At 36.0% G+C, this 19,035-nt stretch carries 19 protein-coding genes; 10 read left to right on the top strand and 9 right to left on the bottom strand.

Annotation, left to right across the window (positions count from 1 at the left end; genetic code table 11):
* Positions 1 to 63 precede the first annotated feature (63 nt).
* The gene (locus Q0794_RS01775) at positions 64 to 1,362 is read right to left on the bottom strand and encodes a peptidoglycan DD-metalloendopeptidase family protein (RefSeq protein ID WP_298939742.1); all 1,299 of its coding nucleotides are present in this window, start codon (positions 1,360 to 1,362) and stop codon (positions 64 to 66) included.
* Between the two features lie 276 nt (positions 1,363 to 1,638).
* Here Q0794_RS01775 and metK point away from each other — a divergent pair, with 276 nt between their 5' ends.
* On the top strand, positions 1,639 to 2,787 hold the full coding sequence (gene metK, locus Q0794_RS01770; protein WP_298939741.1) for a methionine adenosyltransferase: 1,149 nt from the start codon (positions 1,639 to 1,641) through the stop codon (positions 2,785 to 2,787).
* A 35-nt stretch (positions 2,788 to 2,822) separates the two neighbouring features.
* Positions 2,823 to 3,311: a SprT family zinc-dependent metalloprotease gene (locus tag Q0794_RS01765; RefSeq protein ID WP_298939740.1), complete on the top strand. Its 489-nt coding sequence runs from the start codon at positions 2,823 to 2,825 to the stop codon at positions 3,309 to 3,311.
* A gap of 958 nt (positions 3,312 to 4,269) precedes the next feature.
* Here the strand turns inward: Q0794_RS01765 and Q0794_RS01760 are convergent.
* The 3 genes from Q0794_RS01760 to Q0794_RS01750 all read right to left on the bottom strand — a co-directional run bounded on the left by Q0794_RS01760 (position 4,270) and on the right by Q0794_RS01750 (position 5,926).
* Positions 4,270 to 5,013: an RNA methyltransferase gene (locus Q0794_RS01760; RefSeq protein ID WP_298939739.1), complete on the bottom strand. Its 744-nt coding sequence runs from the start codon at positions 5,011 to 5,013 to the stop codon at positions 4,270 to 4,272.
* A gap of 78 nt (positions 5,014 to 5,091) precedes the next feature.
* Positions 5,092 to 5,547: a ribosomal protein S18-alanine N-acetyltransferase gene (gene rimI / locus Q0794_RS01755; RefSeq protein WP_298939738.1), complete on the bottom strand. Its 456-nt coding sequence runs from the start codon at positions 5,545 to 5,547 to the stop codon at positions 5,092 to 5,094.
* Positions 5,531 to 5,926, bottom strand: coding sequence for a DNA polymerase III subunit psi (locus Q0794_RS01750; RefSeq protein ID WP_298939737.1), 396 nt, complete (start codon positions 5,924 to 5,926; stop codon positions 5,531 to 5,533). The genes rimI and Q0794_RS01750 overlap by 17 nt, the downstream gene beginning before the upstream one ends.
* Before the next feature lie 454 nt (positions 5,927 to 6,380).
* On the opposite strand from Q0794_RS01750, the gene Q0794_RS01745 reads away from it, so the two are divergent.
* The 4 genes from Q0794_RS01745 (at position 6,381) to Q0794_RS01730 (ending at position 11,793) form a co-directional block, all read left to right on the top strand.
* On the top strand, positions 6,381 to 8,087 hold the full coding sequence (locus Q0794_RS01745; protein WP_298939736.1) for an ABC transporter ATP-binding protein: 1,707 nt from the start codon (positions 6,381 to 6,383) through the stop codon (positions 8,085 to 8,087).
* Positions 8,088 to 8,163: 76 nt separating this feature from the next.
* Entirely contained in the window at positions 8,164 to 9,714 is a 1,551-nt protein-coding gene (locus tag Q0794_RS01740; protein ID WP_298939735.1) for an ABC transporter substrate-binding protein, read from the top strand.
* Positions 9,715 to 9,866: 152 nt separating this feature from the next.
* On the top strand, positions 9,867 to 10,844 hold the full coding sequence (locus Q0794_RS01735; protein WP_298939734.1) for an ABC transporter permease: 978 nt from the start codon (positions 9,867 to 9,869) through the stop codon (positions 10,842 to 10,844).
* A gap of 1 nt (position 10,845) precedes the next feature.
* Positions 10,846 to 11,793: an ABC transporter permease gene (locus Q0794_RS01730; protein WP_298939733.1), complete on the top strand. Its 948-nt coding sequence runs from the start codon at positions 10,846 to 10,848 to the stop codon at positions 11,791 to 11,793.
* A gap of 201 nt (positions 11,794 to 11,994) precedes the next feature.
* Here the strand turns inward: Q0794_RS01730 and Q0794_RS01725 are convergent, their stop codons facing one another.
* Positions 11,995 to 12,291, bottom strand: coding sequence for a Fis family transcriptional regulator (locus Q0794_RS01725; RefSeq protein WP_298939732.1), 297 nt, complete (start codon positions 12,289 to 12,291; stop codon positions 11,995 to 11,997).
* A gap of 261 nt (positions 12,292 to 12,552) precedes the next feature.
* On the opposite strand from Q0794_RS01725, the gene Q0794_RS01720 reads away from it, so the two are divergent.
* The gene (locus Q0794_RS01720; RefSeq protein WP_298939731.1) at positions 12,553 to 12,711 is read left to right on the top strand and encodes a hypothetical protein; all 159 of its coding nucleotides are present in this window, start codon (positions 12,553 to 12,555) and stop codon (positions 12,709 to 12,711) included.
* A gap of 77 nt (positions 12,712 to 12,788) precedes the next feature.
* Here the strand turns inward: Q0794_RS01720 and Q0794_RS01715 are convergent, their stop codons facing one another.
* A complete protein-coding gene (locus tag Q0794_RS01715) occupies positions 12,789 to 13,640 on the bottom strand; it encodes an ion transporter (protein WP_298939730.1) in 852 nt (283 codons plus the stop codon).
* Positions 13,641 to 13,706: 66 nt separating this feature from the next.
* Entirely contained in the window at positions 13,707 to 14,657 is a 951-nt protein-coding gene (locus Q0794_RS01710; protein WP_298939729.1) for a putative sulfate exporter family transporter, read from the bottom strand.
* Positions 14,658 to 14,896: 239 nt separating this feature from the next.
* Between Q0794_RS01710 and Q0794_RS01705 the strand changes: the two genes are divergently transcribed.
* On the top strand, positions 14,897 to 15,337 hold the full coding sequence (locus tag Q0794_RS01705; RefSeq protein ID WP_298939728.1) for a cytidine/deoxycytidylate deaminase family protein: 441 nt from the start codon (positions 14,897 to 14,899) through the stop codon (positions 15,335 to 15,337).
* Between the two features lie 73 nt (positions 15,338 to 15,410).
* Complete coding sequence (locus tag Q0794_RS01700) at positions 15,411 to 16,199, top strand: ABC transporter permease (protein WP_298939727.1); 789 nt, start codon at positions 15,411 to 15,413, stop codon at positions 16,197 to 16,199.
* 1,571 nt (positions 16,200 to 17,770) lie between these two features.
* Here Q0794_RS01700 and Q0794_RS01695 read toward each other — a convergent pair.
* Positions 17,771 to 17,977, bottom strand: coding sequence for a cold-shock protein (locus Q0794_RS01695; protein WP_025566132.1), 207 nt, complete (start codon positions 17,975 to 17,977; stop codon positions 17,771 to 17,773).
* 298 nt (positions 17,978 to 18,275) lie between these two features.
* Between Q0794_RS01695 and Q0794_RS01690 the strand changes: the two genes are divergently transcribed.
* Positions 18,276 to 18,680 (top strand): DUF2007 domain-containing protein, encoded by a 405-nt coding sequence (locus Q0794_RS01690; protein ID WP_366522487.1) that lies wholly within the window; start codon positions 18,276 to 18,278, stop codon positions 18,678 to 18,680.
* Between the two features lie 163 nt (positions 18,681 to 18,843).
* Here Q0794_RS01690 and Q0794_RS01685 read toward each other — a convergent pair whose 3' ends face one another.
* Positions 18,844 to 19,026 (bottom strand): hypothetical protein, encoded by a 183-nt coding sequence (locus Q0794_RS01685; protein ID WP_025566131.1) that lies wholly within the window; start codon positions 19,024 to 19,026, stop codon positions 18,844 to 18,846.
* Positions 19,027 to 19,035: the final 9 nt, after the last annotated feature.

Raw genomic sequence — 19,035 nt, 5'->3', positions numbered from 1 at the left:
TCTATCTGTTATAAACAATTAATAAACAATGCTTAATCATTATTAAGCATTGTCATGTTGTCGTTAAAGTTCACCCATTTCACGTAAAGAAAGATCTCTACGAGCATTAAAGTCCTTTAATTCATTTCTAGGAACTTCTTGTGATAAAGGTAAATCAACCTTCATTGCATCTACTGGTTTATTATTTACATGAAATTCATAGTGTAGATGTGCACCTGTAGAACGCCCTGTATTACCAGACTTAGCAATTAACTGATCTATCGCAACACGCTGTCCTTTATGCACTAATATTTTACTTAAATGTAGGAATCGGGTTGTATATCTACGACTGTTTTTAATCACAATATAATTACCTGCAGCAGGATGATAACCGGCACGCAATACCACACCATCACCAGTAGCATAAACATTTGTGCCCACTCCGACAGCAAAGTCTGTTCCATTATGTGGGCTGACCCTTTTGGTGATAGGGTGCAATCGATGAGGGTTAAAGCGAGAACTAATACGCGGCTTACCATTAACTGGGTAGCGACGGTAAGCTTTACTTAAACCTTTTCCTTTCTGATCATAATAACGACCATCTTCATTTAAAAAAGCAGTGTAATTACGTGAGTGTGTTTTAATAATAATCGCCAATACTTCACTATCAAAACTATACGCGCCTTCAATATACTGTTTAGCGACCAACACATGAAAGGTATCACCAACACGTAATTGTCGATTAAAATCAAATTGTCCTGATAATGCACTTGAAACCTGTTGGATTTGACTCGCTGATAAACCACTTTTTTTAGCGCTGACGTAAAAGCTACCAGTCACACTGCCCTGGTAGTAACTATTACGCCATTCGCCTTCCTTTATTTCTAGATTGGAAGTGTAAACTCCATCCTTCAAAACAAAACTTAAGGTATTAGCTCGGTCAATAATAACTTTTAATGACAACAATTGATTATCGGGACTCACCAATAATTGTACGACTTGACCGGGTATTAAATTAGCAAGGCGCAAATATTCTGTATCTGCTTCTAACAACTCTTGTAAAACAGCGGCTGAAATACTTTCATTAGAAAAAATCTCACTTAACGTATCGCCAGCAGAGATGGTTATATCGACTTCTCGATTGGCTGAGAAGTCTGGAAGTAATTGATTGTTGGCATCACGATTTGCTGTTGAAGGTTCAGCAACTGCATAGTCACCTTTTAATGAACCACTAATTGGTAAGGTTAATTCTTTCTTAATCGTCCCACCATGCTTACTAGGCGGTATTAAACTGACAATTAATAAGAAAAAGAATAACGAAATAATGGCCCAGAAATGCAAACGAGGCAAATTATTGATAAAAGAAAGTACTTTTCTAAACATGTTTTTACATTGAAACAATAAAGGCATAAAAAATCTCGATTAGACAGGGGAAACATAACCGCAAAATTAAAATGGATGCGAGTATAACTCATACACAAATTATCTTTAAGAAAATAAAACAGTAATTTTAATCAGCTTCGACCATTAATATACGGAATCAGTTCTCTCTTATTTAAAAAGAATAGGGTGTTATCCGTCACAAAAAAATGTAAGATAGACGTCTAGATGTAAAAACATCCAAACTAATTTAATAAAATAGCCCGAATAGGAGTTTACATGTCACGTGACTTATTTACTTCAGAATCAGTTTCTGAAGGACATCCAGATAAAATTGCCGATCAAATTTCTGATGCTGTACTTGATGCCATTTTAAAACAAGATACTAAAGCACGTGTTGCTTGTGAAACCTACGTAAAAACCGGCATGGTTATGGTTGGTGGTGAAATCACTACTGATGCATGGGTTGATATTGAACAAATCACTCGTGATACCGTACGTGAAATTGGTTACACAAGCTCAGAAATGGGTTTTGATGCAGATTCTTGTGCCGTGCTAAATGTTGTTGGTAAACAGTCTCCTGATATCAATCAAGGCGTTGACCGTTCAGACCCACGCGAACAAGGTGCCGGTGACCAAGGTTTAATGTTTGGTTACGCAACCAATGAAACAGAAGTATTCATGCCTGCGCCTATTACTTACGCTCATCGCCTTGTTAAAAAACAAGCTGAAGTACGTAAAAGTGGTCAACTAGACTGGTTACGTCCAGATGCAAAAAGCCAAGTTACTTTTGCTTATGATGAAGGTAAAATTGTGGGTATTGATGCAGTTGTATTATCAACTCAACATCGTGAAGATATTAAACAATCAGATTTAGTTGAAGCGGTAATGGAAGAAATCATTAAACCGGTTTTACCCGCTGAATGGTTAACTGAGCGCACTAAATTCCACATCAATCCAACAGGTCGTTTCGTGATCGGTGGTCCAGTAGGTGACTGTGGTTTAACTGGACGTAAAATTATCGTAGATACTTACGGTGGTACAGCACGTCACGGTGGTGGCGCATTCTCAGGTAAAGATCCTTCAAAAGTTGACCGTAGTGCCGCTTATGCAGCTCGTTACGTAGCAAAGAACATTGTTGCTGCTGGTTTAGCAGATCGTTGTGAGATTCAAGTCTCTTATGCTATTGGTGTTGCAGAGCCGACGTCGATCAGTGTTGAAACATTTGGTACTGAGAAAGTAGCAAAAAGCTTAATCGTTAGCTTAGTAAGCGAACATTTTGATTTACGCCCTTACGGTTTAATTGAAATGTTAGACCTAATTAAGCCAATCTATAAAGAAACGGCTGCGTATGGTCACTTTGGTCGTGAGCATTTCCCTTGGGAAGCGCTAGATAAAGTTGACGCTTTAAAAGCAGCAGCATTTTAATTAACCGTTTTATAAAAACGATTTAATATTTAATTATGCTTACGTTTGAAGATAAAAAAGCACTCGCAGTGAAAGGTGAAGATTGTTTCATTTTAGCCGAGTGCTTTTTTGATCGCGCTTTTCCTCGCCCTAGTTATTTATTTAACCAACGAGGCCGTAGTGCAGGTTCTGCCCACCTACAAAAAAACTTGATCAAATTTAACCCTATCTTATACATGCAAAATAAAGCTATTTTTATAGAGCACGTCGTTGCCCATGAGATTGCTCACCTGATCACCTATCAGTTATATGGAAGAGTTCGCCCTCACGGCAAAGAGTGGCAACATATCATGACTCAAGTGTTTAAATTGCCTGCAAATACCACTCATCAATTAGATATTAGCGATGTACAAGGACAATTATTTCCCTATCGTTGCTTATGCACAGAGCACCAGTTGACTATACGTCGACATAATAATATTAAAAAAGGCACTAGTTACCTGTGCAGGAAATGCAAATCCCCTCTTACCCCTTCTAACAACTAAAGGTTATTTAAACTTTAGTTGTTCTGTAAAGGCGAGATTAAAAAAGTAAAGCAATGAGATAGAAGTTAGCAGTACTCAAGGTAAGCGGTAACAAAATAAATAGAGAAAGAAAGTATAGATGTTATAAAAAATATAGAAGATAGAAGATAGAAGATAGAAGATATAGAGAATAGTTAGCAGTATTAAACATGAATTTGATATGGGATTAATATTGCAACTACTCCAACCCCCCGCCTTTATAGCTGCAATATTAATTTTACCATTTTACTTTTTTATCAATAACCGCAAGTGGCTTTTAACCTGCGGTGTGGGTAAACTTTTTCATCATAAAAAGTCTACCGGTAACCAAGCTTTCACTGTGCGATGAAAGTCAGTCTCATCATTCATTATCAACGGCAATAGAAACCGAAATGAATAATGATGGTTTCTGATAGTGAAAAAAGAATAGGACGATTCCTATCACTACCACGGACAAAAAATACTTAATCTTATCTATTCGACACTGAACTATATTCATTTTCACTTCTTCTGGACGAAAGAAATATCAAATGACTGAACAATAATAAATAAGAAAGTATGTCTCTTTGCCAACAACTTAATGATAATAGATATCATTATCACATGTCAACATTTTAGATAAAGTATTTTTAGTAAATCAAAAAAAAAGTGAACACATAACTATCAATAATTTAGTTTAAACAGTCATAACATATTGAATATATTTGTTTTAAACGAAAAAAAATCCGATACTTTAGATCGGATTTTAATATGAATATTTATTGAAGGTGCTAGCTATAAAAGCTTCATTTTTAATAAAAAGACATGTGGATGGTTGATAATACGTTCTGATAAGTTGATATTTAAGACTACCGACTTAATGTCTATTAATTTAATACCTGTATTTTGAAAGTATTTTTTAATATCTTTTTTAATACCTCCCTTTTTAACGTCAGCCCTTTTAACGCTTAAAGTTATCTAAAATAATACCCGTCGCCATGGCGACATTTAACGATTCAGCTTGGCCAAAATTAGGAATCGTTATTTTATCCGTAATGAATTCACTAACAGCAGCAGAAATGCCATGAGACTCACTACCCATTACAATAAATGCACTGTTAGGTAATTGGCTTTTATGGAGATTTTTACCTTCTAAAAAAGCACCGTAGACAGGTTTATCCTGTGTTGATAAATATTCACATAAATCTGTATGACTAACTTGTACACGTACAAAAGATCCCATTGTCGCGGCAATCACTTTAGGGTTATAAAGGTCTGCACAGTCCGTACTACAAATAATATGTTTAATACCGTACCAATCAGCGACGCGGATAATAGTGCCTAAATTGCCTGGGTCACCCACCTGATCTAACACCAAAATGAGTTCATCACCGCTAATAGTTGGCGTTTCATAGGCTTTACACTTCACGACCGCAATCACGCTATTATTGGTTTTTAATGTGCCCGCTTTCTGCAATTCTTCTTCAGTACTTTCAACAGTTAAACTAACCAATTGTTGAGCACTTAATGACGCAGCGTATTTATTAATATATTCCGTTGTTGCAAATATATTCACAATTTCAAAATCAGAATTAAACAACTCACCGACATTTTTCTCGCCTTGTACTAAAAATAGGCCAGATTTTTTACGCTGTTTTTTTTGCTCTAATGAGTGAATAAGTTTTAACTGATTTTTAGAGATCATGAAATTTCCAATTTTAAATAACAGCACATAGCTGTTTATAAGTTACACATACTTTTTATAAATAACACGCATAGTCGTTTATAAATAACAACACATAATAAGGGCATCTTCACGACCATTATGTGTTGGGTAATAGGCAGTTCGCACATCAACTTCAACAAAATCTAAATTTTCATAAAGTTTAATTGCTGTTTGATTTGAGGCTCTGACTTCAAGCCAGATTTCTTCTTGCGATAATGTGCTCGCCAATGTTTTTAAATAAGATAATAAAGCACGCCCAATACCTTGCCCTTGATGAGCAGGAGAAACAGCAACATTTAATAACGTCACTTCACCAGCAACATAACTGGCAATGAAATAACCCACAATTTCTTCATCGAGCATTAACACATGGTTAATATAACGCTTACCAAAATTGCTTAAGAACAACTTTTCTGACCATGGGTGGCTATGCGCAGAAGATTCGATAGCAAATACTGCCGGTATATCTGTCACCGCCATCGCGATAATAGATTGATTACTGTTGATAGGCACAGAACTGCTTCCAAAGTACTTTTTTAGCATGACCATTGACGGCTAGGGTCGCTAAAGAGGGAGAATGTAACAACTGATGTGTTGCTGAAGCTTCTATTTCACCGATAGTTGACCAAATTAAATGAGGCAATGCCCCTTGCTGACTTTCAAATTGAGCAAGCGAACAATAAACAACACTATCCGCATTCATATTAAAGGCGCTGAGGATAGCGGGCATTAACTCATGCTTTTTATCTTCCTCAGTACACACCACCAATAATTTACAAACAGAGAGGTTTAATTGCTTAAGCATTTCCTCTGTTTTAAATAAGGTTGGTTTTCTTACCTGCCAGTGGGTAATGCCCATTTCTTGTAAAAAAACTGCTTGTTGGTGTTTCATAACTAGCCTAAATAAAAATAATCGAGATTTAAAGTGTGAATATAACATTGAATAGTAATGAATCGAAGTTTTATAGCCTTTCACACTATATAGCCCTTCAAACTAATTAGAGACTCAACCTTAACAAGTAAAGCACAAAGATATTTGTAGTTTAAAAATTAAGTAAATAAATAATCTTCGAACTGAATTAATTAACCATTCAGTCAACTTTTGATATAAAAAATCATAAATATCAATAAAAAAAGGTAATTTATCACTTATAATTTTGACCAAACAGTCAAAAGTAGTAATTAATGTTTGTAGATGTTGATCACATAAATTAAGGTTATCGATTGAAAATTATTACACTAAGTTAGATAAAGGGCGTTATAAATGTGTTTTAAATCACAAAAAAGTATAAATATGCAAGGCTTTATCGAACAAAAGCCCTTTAAAATAGTAAGGGATTACTAAGATGGCATTATTAGAAGTTAAAGACTTACGTATAGAATATCCATCACGCTTTGGTACACATGCAGCCGTAAAATCACTCTCATTTTCTATTAATCGTGGAGAAATTGTAGGTGTAGTTGGTGAATCAGGTGCAGGTAAATCTACCGTCGGTAACGCAATCATTGATTTGTTAAGCCCTCCGGGCATGATTGCTGGTGGTGAAGTATTTTTAGACGGTGAAAAGATATCAGGCTTAACGTTAGAACAAATGCGTAAAGTGCGTGGTAATAAAATTGGCTTTATTTTCCAAGATCCAATGACTTCATTAAATCCCCTTTTCACCGTTGAACAACAATTACTTGAAACCATCCACGCCAACTTAAATGTTAGTCATGAAGAAGCCACACAGCGTGCTATTAACTTAATGCAACAAGTGGGCATTCCCGAAGCAGATGTGCGTATTAAACAATACCCACATCAGTTTTCTGGTGGCATGCGCCAACGTGTTGTTATTGCTATCGCATTATCAGGTGAACCTGATTTAATTATTGCAGATGAACCAACCACAGCGCTGGATGTGTCTATTCAAGATCAAATCCTCACCTTGATTCGTAACCTTTGTATCGAAAAAAATGTGGGTTGCATGTTAGTAACACACGATATGGGTGTCGTTTCAAATGTAACGGATAAAGTCGCGGTAATGTATCGTGGTGATTTAGTTGAGTTTGGTGAAACAGCCAAGGTACTTGGCGATCCCGACCATGAATACACACGTAGTCTTATTTCAGCCGTACCTCGTTCAGATAGAAAGCTAGACCGCTTTCCGTTAGTTAGCTACATCGAAGAAGCGCAAGAACATCAAGCCTTAGATATTAAAAATCACTGGCTAGGACAAAGCGAAGAGCAACGTAGTTACGATGGCCCGCTATTAAATGTTGAAGATGTTAGTTTACGCTTTATCACAAAAGACTCTTTTTTTGAAAGTAAACGCGAATACGTTCAAGCCAACAAAAATGTTAGCTTCAGTATAAACGAAGGTGAAACCTTTGGTTTAGTCGGTGAATCAGGATCAGGTAAATCAACGATTGCACGTGTCATTACTGGTTTATATCCGCCTAACGAAGGTAAAATAACTTTTGAAGGAATCGATTTAACAGCGATAAAATCAGAGCGTGAACGACGACCTTTCCGACGTCAAATGCAAATGGTATTTCAAAATCCTTATACCTCAATGAACCCTCGCATGAAGATCTACGACATTATTGCTGAACCTATTCGCTTCCATAAATTAGCAGCCAATGAATCCCAAATACAAAGCATTGTATTCGACCTATTAGACCATGTTGGATTAGGAAGAATGGCTGGTGTTAAATATCCTCACGAATTTTCTGGCGGGCAACGTCAACGAATCTCTATTGCACGAGCACTAGCAACGCGTCCACGTTTATTAATTTGTGATGAGCCAACTTCTGCACTTGATGTATCAGTACAAGCTCAAATTCTTAATTTACTGAAAGATTTGCAAGATGAGCTAAATTTAACCATGTTGTTTATCAGCCATGATTTACCAGTAATACGTCAAGTCTGTGATCGTATTGGCGTTATGCAGCAAGGCAAGCTATTAGAAGTAAATGAAAGTGAACAATTATTTACCCAGCCTCAACACCCTTACAGCAAGCATTTAATTTCATTAATGCCTGAGTTTAAAGGATTAAGAAGCGCAATTTAACATTAACAACACCCATTAAAACAGCATCAATTAAAAACTAAGTATCGACCATTATTTTTCATAAAAGGAGTTATAAATGAAATTTTTAAAATCAAAGTTAGCTATTGCATTACTAGCGACAGGCTTAAGTTTTTCAGCCACTGCTGCTGACATTACCATTGCTTATGATTCAGACCCTGTAACCTTAGATCCGCATGAACAACTTTCTGGCGGTGTGTTACAGATGTCACACATGTTATTTGATCCGTTAGTGCGTTTTACTAAAGAATTTGATTTTGAACCACGTCTAGCTGAAAAGTGGGAACGTGTAGATGAAAATACTTTCCGTTTTACGCTGCGTAAAGGTGTTACGTTTCATTCAGGTAATAAGCTAACAGCAGATGACGTTGTTTGGACATTCAACCGTCTTAAAACATCAGCCGACTTTAAAGCAGTATTTTCACCGTATGAAAAGCTGGTTAAAATTGATGATTACACTGTTGAATTAGTGTCGTTTAAACCGTACCCATTAGTACTACAGACTGCGACTTACCTTTTCCCAATGGACAGCAAATTCTATTCAGGTGAAGCTGATGGTGCAGATAAATCAATTATCATCAAACATGGTAATTCATTTGCTTCAACACATGTATCGGGTACAGGTCCATTCACTATTGAATCACGTGAACAAGGCGTAAAAGTTGTGTTTGATCGCTTTGACGATTACTGGGACACAAACTCACCGGGTAACGTTGATAAATTAACATTGGTGCCTATCAAAGAAAATGCAACACGTGTTGCTGCTCTACTGTCTGGCGATGTTGATTTAATTCATCCAGTGGCACCGAACGACCAAAAACGTGTTACCGATACTAAAAACATCGAGCTAACGACAGTTGCAGGTACACGTATCATTACAATGCAAATGAACCAAAGTTCAAACGAAGCATTAAAAGATGTACGCGTTCGCCAAGCCATTGTTTACGCAATCAACAATGATGCTATTGTTAAAAAAATAATGAAAGGTTTCGCAACAACGGCTGGCCAACAAGGCCCTGAAGGTTACGCGGGTTACGACGCAAGTTTAGTACCACGTTACGACTTGAAAAAAGCAAAACAATTGATGAAAGAAGCCGGTTACGAGAAAGGCTTTAAATTATCAATGATGGCACCTAATAACCGTTACGTTAACGATGCTCAAATTGCTCAAGCAGCGGCATCAATGTTAGCAAAAATTGGTATTACTGTTGACTTAAAAACCATGCCTAAAGCGCAATACTGGCCAGAGTTTGATAAATGTTCGGCAGATATGATGATGATTGGTTGGCATTCAGATACAGAAGATTCAGCAAACTTCTCTGAGTTCTTAACCATGACACGTGATGCTGAAACAGGTAAAGGTGCTTACAACTGTGGCCATTACTCAAACCCTAAAGTAGATAACTTAGTTAACTCTGCGAATGCAGAAACCGATCCTGCAAAACGTTCTGCAATGTTAAAAGAAGTTGAACAAATACTTTATAACGATGCAGCATTTGTTCCTCTACATTGGCAGAATCTTGCTTGGGGTGCAAAATCTAACCTAAACGTTTCACCTATCGTAAATGCATTGAACTTCCCATACCTTGGTGACTTAGTTGTTAAATAAGAGTTGTTAAGTAAAATTTGTTCAATAAAGACGGTTAAATGTAGAGGTCACTAGATAAAAGCCTCTACATAAACAACCTCTGTTCAATCAATATTAATCAAAATAAAACGGTCCAAATTCTGGGCCGTTAATTAATTTATAGGAAACAACTGATGTTTACCTTTTTGGTCCAGCGACTTTTCCAGGCATTAATCGTAATGTTTGTGATCAGCCTAGTCGCATTTGCAATACAAGATAACCTAGGCGATCCACTTCGAGAAATGGTAGGCCAATCCGTATCAGAAGCAGAAAGACAAGTTTTACGTGATGATCTTGGTTTAAATGATTCTTACATTACAAAATACAGTCGATTTATTACCAGTGCAGTACAAGGAGATTTAGGTAACTCTTATTTCTTTAAACGCCCTGCCGTCGACGTTATTTTAGATAAATTACAAGCGACCATGGAGCTAGTATTCGGTGCGACACTAATAATTATAGTGACCTCCATTCCCCTTGGCGTTTATTCCGCTATTCACCCCAAGAGCTTATGGACAAAGCTGATCATGACATTGAGTAGTATCGGTATTTCGATTCCGGTTTTTTTAACAGCTATTATTTTAATGTACGTATTTGCCATTGAATTACAGTGGTTACCCTCCTACGGACGCGGAGAAACACTCTCTGTACTTGGCTGGGAAACGGGTTACTTAACCAAAGATGGATTATTACATTTAGTCTTACCGTGTATCTCACTCGCCTCTATTATGCTGCCGCTATTTATCCGTTTAGTGCGCTCTGAAATGTTAGAAGCATTAAGCTCTGAGTATGTGAAATTTGCTACAGCAAAAGGCTTAGCAACGAATAAAATCTATTATAAACATGCCCTTAAAAATACCATGTTACCTGTACTAACGGTAGGTGGTGTTCAGATTGGTACTATGGTGGCTTATACCATATTAACGGAGACGGTATTCCAGTGGCCTGGAACAGGCTTCTTATTTTTAGAAGCGATTAATCGAGTTGATACCCCATTAATTACCGCTTATATCATTTTTGTTGGGCTTCTTTTTGTAGTCACAAATACTATCGTTGATTTGTTATACGGCGTAGTCAACCCAACCGTTAACATCACTGGTAAAGGTGCATAAAATGAATAGTGTAACTCAACAAAATACTGCGCCATCACGATGGAAGCAATTAAAAAACTCTGACTTTATTTATCACTTTAAACGCGACAAAGTGGCGATGTTCAGCTTTGCATTGTTTTTAACTTTCTTGATTGCGGCATTATTTGCTCCAATTATCGCACCAACGAATCCTTATGATTTAATGTCAATTGACTTAATGGACTCTGAATTACCACCATCATGGTTAGAGGGTGGTGAATCTCGATTTTTACTCGGGACAGATGACCAAGGTCGCGATATCTTATCGACCATTTTGTATGGTTCAAGACTATCGCTAACCATTGGCTTTCTGGCCGTTGCAGTGCAGTTAGTATTGGGTATTGTCATTGGTTTATCTGCTGGTTATTTCGGTGGTCGTATTGATAGTTTCTTAATGCGCTTTGCCGATGTGCAATTATCATTTTCAACGATGATGGTCGCGATCATTATCACCGCTATTTTTAAAGCCAGCTTTGGTGCTGAGTTCTTTTCTGATTACGCTGTTATTATGTTGGTAGTAATTATTGGCGTCGCTGAATGGCCTCAATACGCACGTACTATCCGCGCCTCGGTATTAGCTGAAAAGAAAAAGGAATATGTTGAAGCCGCGCAGGTAATGGGGTTTAGATCGATGCGTATTATGTTCCGTCATATTCTACCTAACTGTTTATCACCGATTTTAGTGATTTCAACAGTACAAGTCGCTAATGCGATTATGTCAGAAGCTGCATTATCGTTCCTAGGGCTAGGTTTACCAGTAGACCAGCCTTCGCTAGGCGCACTGATCAGTATCGGCTTTAAATACATTTTCTCGGGCGCATGGTGGATAACTATCTTCCCAGGGATTGTTTTAATCAGTCTAGTATTAGTAATCAACTTATTAGGGGATTGGTTACGTGATGTGTTTAATCCAAAAATCTATAAAGGCTAATTAATCCTTAACACTAGCTCTTTGTGTTATTTACGCACTGAGCTAGTGACTTACTTTATTGATAGCAAGTTCTCACCAGATAGCGCCTAACCCTACGATTTACTAATCCCAAAACTTAACAACACTATTCAAGCCAAATTACTCAGCCATCATATCCAAGCAACAAGGTCTGACAACTTTTATAAAACGACTCAAACAAGATTATTTAGCAACAACAAACTTCACCTGTTTATTCACATCTTTTAAATTAATGTCCACTACCGCTAGTTTTTTAAAGATCAATTTTTTTAACTCCACATCCTGTTGTTCGCGCTGTAACAGGTCGATAGCCTCTGCTGAAACAAATCCGCAACTAATTTGCAAAGAAGCCGGAAAGGCATCGTATTTCACCGTATGCGTGATCCATTGATAACCAGGAATAGTATCTAACGCGATATCACATACTTCAGTTAATGCGACGCGTAACTTATTATCAATTTTTTTGTCAGTTTTTTTCATGTTTACCCTATTTTATCATTCACTAAGAATGACACTCAATGATGTAGATAGATTCGTTGTGGAAATAAGTAATAGAAAACTAATAATGCAGATTAATTACAGCAGATTGATATTAGTTAGAACAATTTTGTATTATCGTTTTTCACTCAGTTTGTGAATAATAGAAGCTGTTCGCTAAGCGATAGATTAAAATTTTGTCTAAAGCGGCATACGTAAGCAACCTACTAACAACAGCATTTAACACAACTGATAGAAGTATTTATGTTTAAAACACAACTTATCATTACCTTGGTGATCTTATCGATCATCGTCGCTATTTTAAGCCATGGTATTATTGCCGCTGCTTTTTCTTTACTGGCTTTTTCATTGTTATTTTATTTTGTCAGCACACAGAAAAATGATCAATCACCGCACGAATAACCAATTAGAAACAGCGTACATTAATAAACGCTGTTTCTAATTTTTCTACTGTTTTTATCGCTACTGATGACACTAACTTACTGCTTTTTCAATAATGCCTTTATTTCAGCAAGTTCCTCTTTCAATTCAAGTAATGTAGGTTGTTCAGACACTTTATTTTCTATATCAGCTTCTAACTGACGTTCTTGTTCTAATACATTCACTACAATACCAATCACCATATTCAAGAAAGCAAAAGCAGTAAAGAAGATAAAGCTCAGATAGAAGCTCCACGATAATGGATAAACCGCCATCGTTTCGTACATAACATCAGTCCAATCCTCAAAAGTCATGACCCGAAATAATGTTAATAAACTAACCGCAATATCGCCCCATAAAGTAGGATTAATGTTAGCAAAGAAAGTCGTGCCGATAGCCGCGTAAATATAAAATATGATGAACATTAGTAACATCACATAACCTAATTGTGGCAAGGCTTTAATCAAAGAGTTAATAAGAATACGCAGTTCAGGGATAATAGACACCATACGTAACACACGGAAGATACGCACTAATCGACCTAATATAGCCAACTCACTATCTTCGATAGGAATCAAACTAACCAGAACAATGAAGGTGTCAAAGATATTCCAAGCATTATGGAAGAAACGTTTTTTATTGGGTTCTCCAATAAAACGAATAATAATTTCGACTAAAAATATAACCGTAATGGCAATATCTAATACCGATAAAAACTGTAGTGTTGTAGAGGAAACTTCGTAACTGTTTGCACCAATCATTAAAGCAGAGAAAATGATAATCCCAATAACAAACAGTTCAAAAACTTTATTATTGCGAATTTCATAAAAGCGACGCTCTAAGCTACTCAAGCCTGATTCTGGCTTTAGTTCGTTATTTTGTTTATCGTTGCTTTTTTCTATTTTTGTCATGATCCTAGTACCCTAAATAATAATTAGGGCTAGCATAAAATGAATCCTAGTCAGTGTCTAGACATATTATGACGGGTTAAATTGAATATAAGCCAGAACGACTGTTGCTACCGTTACCCATAATAAAATACCTAATAACATCGGTTTGTAACCTGCACTTTTAATGGTTTTTATCGTAATTCCACAACCAATTAAAAATAAGCAAAGCACAAGCAAACGTTTACTAGCAAAAAATAGGTTTTGGTATAAACCATCAAACTGCGGTAAAAAATGTGCCACTGCAATCGCCACACAATAATAGATAATAAACATCGGCACAGTAATCTTTTTGCTATCACCTTTGAAAATAAGTGCACTAATAAAAGCGACTGGGATTATCCATAAAGCTCTTGCTAATTTTACTGTTGTCGCAATTTGTAGCGCTTCATCACCGTAAGCAGAAGCGGCGCCTACAACAGAAGAAGTATCATGGATAGCAATCGCACTCCATAAACCAAAATTATATTGGCTCATCTCTAATGCATGCCCAACTAATGGAAATACGAATAAAGCGATACTATTAAGAATAAACACTGTGGCTAAAGCATGTGAAGTTTGCTCGTTATTAGCTTGAATAGCCGGCGCGACAGCTGCAATAGCACTACCACCACAAATAGCCGTACCAGAAGCGACTAAGTGCCCTGTCTTAGCATCGATCTTAAATAACTTAGTTAATAACATACCTATTAATAACGTACTAAAAATAGATCCTATAATTAAACCAATATTGGCAGAGCTAGCTTCAATCGCTTGTTCTACATTGATACCAAATCCTAAACCAACAATTGATAATGCTAATAACTTTTTAGTCAGCTGACCAATATCGATTTGTGAAGGGACTAAACCAAGGGTCGCAACAGTAAACCCAAGTACTAATGCAATAGGAGAAGAGATAACAGGAAATAAACATAAAGTAGCTAATACACTAAATATAATAAAGTGTTTATTAAATTGTATTTTGCTAATATCAGCTATCATATATTACCTCCTCATTTTGATGATTAGATAATATAAAAACACTAAGATTAAATATATTCGAAAGAATTTAATTAGTTGTTAAGAAAAACTTAACATCAAACTCACGACGTTAGGTTAGCTAGTAGCAAAAACGTAACAGAGCTTATGCGACAATGCATAAAACACTGATCAACACATAGCAGAGCAAGACAAAGCAATGCGACACATCAACGCACTAATGATAAAAGGTTAAATTGCATATGATTTCTAAATGGTCTTTACGATTCATTCAAATGGCAGAGCTTGTTGCATCATGGAGTAAAGATCCGTCGACGCAAGTCGGCGCAGTGATCACCGAACATAATCGCATTGTTTCACTAGGCTTTAATGGTTACCCGCAAGGAATTTCAGATAGTGCTGAAACGGATAATCGCGAAATAAAATTACTCAAAACCTTACATGCAGAAGAAAATGCAATACTTTATGCAAAACGAGATTTAAGTGGATGTGAAATTTGGGTGACGCATTTTCCATGTCCTAACTGCGCAGCAAAAATTATCCAAACAGGAATTAAAGCAGTGCATTGTCCAGCACAAAGCGAAGACTTTTTATCGCGTTGGGGAGACAAAATTAAACTCAGTGAAGAGATGTTTACTCAATCAGGCGTGACCGTAGATTGGTTGCCGCTGGAAGATCAATAATAACTAACACGACAGTCGTTTAAGATTAAGCGACTGTTCGATAAACCCACCTTGATAAGGTAATGCATTCAATATGCAAACAAGTATCGACATTAGTTGGTTACAGCTCGGGCTATTTAGTTTATTACTTTTTATCCCTATTACAATTAACGCTTATTTCAAACTCAGTATTAATAAAAGTACCTTTATTGCATTAGTACGTCTGGTCTTACAACTACTGCTCGTTGGCCTTTACCTCGAATATATATTCAAACTCGATAGCATCCTATTAAATACCGGCTGGTTAATCATCATGATCACCGTGGGTAGTTACAGTATTATCACTAAAAGTGGGTTAAACAATCGCTATTTATTTATTGCGAATAGCATTGCACTTAGCTGTGCAGTGCTACCTATTTTATTAGTCTTATCCTTATTTATTATCCAACCGACTCCTTGGTATAGCACTCAATATATGATTCCATTAGCGGGTATGTTATTAGGGAATAGTTTGAGTGCAAACATAGTGGCATTACAAAACTTATTTAATGCCTTTAACCAACAACAAGATGAATATGAAGGTGCACTTGCATTAGGTGCTTCTCCTTATCAAGCTGCTTTCCCTTTCTTACAGCAATCATTAAAAAAAGCACAAGCGCCAATTTTAGCAACAATCGCCACAACGGGAATTGTTTCTTTACCAGGGATGATGACAGGACAAATACTGGGTGGTGTAACGCCAATGGTAGCAATCAAGTATCAACTGCTTATATTTATCGCTATGTTAATCATGTTAAGCATCTCTCTCACCATCAGCCTATTACTAACATTAAAGATTTCACTAGCAAAAAATGGTCTCATCAAAATCAAGGTTAACAATTAAATATCTTTTTTATAAAAACATTGTTTGAAATTAATACAAATAAAACTAGCTATTTAAAAAGCAATCCATTACTATGTACTTCGCTCTGGAAATTCAGAGTTATTAATGTCAAATAAAGTCCAAGTTATCCTCAGTTACATCGTTACCGTTGTCCTTAGTATTATCTTTAACTTCTCAAACCATTCAATAATTCCAACTTCAGCGCATGCAATTTTTGCACAATAATATTTAATAACTATTCCGTTACTAAAATACCGCATAATAATATGACGGTTACAACGGACATTACCAACACCGAACATTAGACATTCTATTTTAGGTAATTGGTATTAACTCCATAAGGAAATATATGGCTCGCTCTACAGGTAGAAAAAGATTTTGGTTCCAACAGAACAAAGACGAAGATCAGCAACAAGTAAATGAACAGAAAGATACATCAGAAAAATAGTAGAAGTATATCAACGCTTTTAACGAGAGCAGAATAGCCCCGCTCGGTTAACAATCAGGCTGAATAGACAATATCAGTGCTGAATAAATATTTTTATATATGTAAATAAAATAAGGTCCCCTCTAACCTTATTACCTTTCTCAGAAAGACTTATCACGATTCAATATTGATAAAACTCGCACTACCATTAAGGTGCGAGATTAAATGTGCTGCTTACTAAGTGGCACGATTAATACCAACTAAACCTTCCAAGCAACCAAACCTTTAAGCTCTATGAGCTCTCCCCCTCTATAAGCCTAGTAAATTTTGCATTTCACGATCATTCACACACAGAAACTACAACCAGCCTAGCACTAACTAGCCTCAATTCTCTTTAATAAATCGAAATTATATTTGAAATCATAAGATTATATTTTTTGGCTATTTATTTTTTTTGACTATACAGGGCAATTAGTTTTTCATAGTTACAGCTGAATTATCTCTCAATAGCAGGTTATTAATAAATAATTTAACGCATAAATCCGCGGAAATAACGGTGTTGGAAATAGCGGTGTTGTATCGTTTTGCTTATCCACAACTGAGGTTAACTATTAATAACAATTATACTAAATCTTAGCTTTAAAATTTTTTCGTAGAAAAATAATTAAACTTAAATAATTAATGAAGGCAAACAATCTTTCTCTTTGTGAACTTTATAACGAAGGAGTGATTTTTTAGTCAGTAAAATAGATTAGCGACTTATTGTAATTAGTTTAAGTATGCGCTTTGAATTTTGCTCAGAAAAGGCAGGTTCAACTCTGAAGTGCATAACGAAGAAATAAGTTATTTTAATCTAAGAGTAAAATAGATCAATTAATGAGTGTGATTGGTACTAATGAAGATTTACAAAAATGATAGCGAACAAGTGGATTGTTTTAACCAGTAAAATAGGTCAGCTATTTATTGTCATTGATAAAGCCAAAAGCCCTACCTCAATATATTCAGAATTTAGTTTAAACTGTTAGCAGTGATTGCTATGAAGATCTTTACTTTTACTTTTTTAAAGCAAAAAAAATGGCGAATCTTTTCAGATTCACCATTCTCTTAGAATTATTAGTGCTTTAAAACACTAAAATATCATAGCTTATAGAGCTACGATATTTTCTGCTTGCGGGCCTTTAGGACCTTGGCTTACAGTGAATTCTACTTTTTGGCCTTCAGCTAAAGTTTTGAAACCTTCGCTTGCAATTGCACTGAAGTGTGCGAATACGTCTGGACCAGACGCTTGCTCGATGAAACCAAAACCTTTAGACTCGTTAAACCACTTAACCGTACCTTGAACTTTAGACATAATAATATCCTGTAAAATTTAATAAAAATTGCCTTCAATAGGCTTGAATAGCGTAAAATTAGACTGGAACTTAAAAACTTCAGACGAGGTATTATTAATAAGACAACGTAATGGAGAATGTAAACAATAGGCTTTATTTCTGCTGAGTTCAATACTATAGAATTCCTAGATTAAGTCAATAGATCATTAAGATAAAAATCATTAAAAATCAGATATAATCGATTTATATAAGTTGATTTATTCCCTAACTATTTCAACTAAGAGAGTCATCCCACTATTCATAAAGTCATAGAGAGTTATTAATCGGTTTATAGCCATCTCGAAATATTCATTTCCTTTAGATGCACATATCGCTAAAGCAAGTTTAGAGAGCGAGGCTATTCCTGTTCATATAACTGATGAGCACACGATTAATATGCAATGGCTTTATTCCGATGCACTAGGTGGTGTTAAGTTATACGTACCAGAGGAGTTTGAAACTGAAGCAAAGGCTATCTTAGCATTAAACTTTTCAGAAGATGTTGATGCTGCTTTCGAAGAAAAATTAGAGATCTGCGCTCAATGCCAAAGTACTAACTTCATCAACTACACCAAAGGTAAAAAGCCAGCTTTCATTGTATTTATATTCTTAGGATTTCCGCTATTTTTTTGTAAACATGGTAGAAAATGCACTGATTGTGGGTGGTTTAAGGAAACGCAATAAGCGTAAATGAGTGGATACTAAAAGCCGAGCAGAGACTAAAAGCGCACAAAGTAGAAAGTAGGAGTAGGAGTAGGAAGTAAAAACAACTTATCTGTAAATAGACGAGGTAATATCAAGAATGACTACATTACCTCGTCAATAAAAAACTAATTAAACAATGTTTTTATTGCTTAGACTTTTTCTTATTTTTGAAATAAAGCACACCTTTTACTGCAACAACAGCAAATAATCCCCAGAAAACAGCATGGTAAAGTAAATGTATTGCGCCTTCGCCTAGTGCATGGTCAGTATGAGCAAAAGCTTGCGTGCTTAGTAACAAGGTAAAAATTAAAGTAAAAAATTTCATGGTTATTCC

It is taken from the genome of uncultured Psychromonas sp. (assembly GCF_947489755.1).
Classification (GTDB): domain Bacteria; phylum Pseudomonadota; class Gammaproteobacteria; order Enterobacterales; family Psychromonadaceae; genus Psychromonas.
Note: the sequence above shows the minus strand (reverse complement) of the source record. Positions and strands in the feature narration are given on the sequence as shown.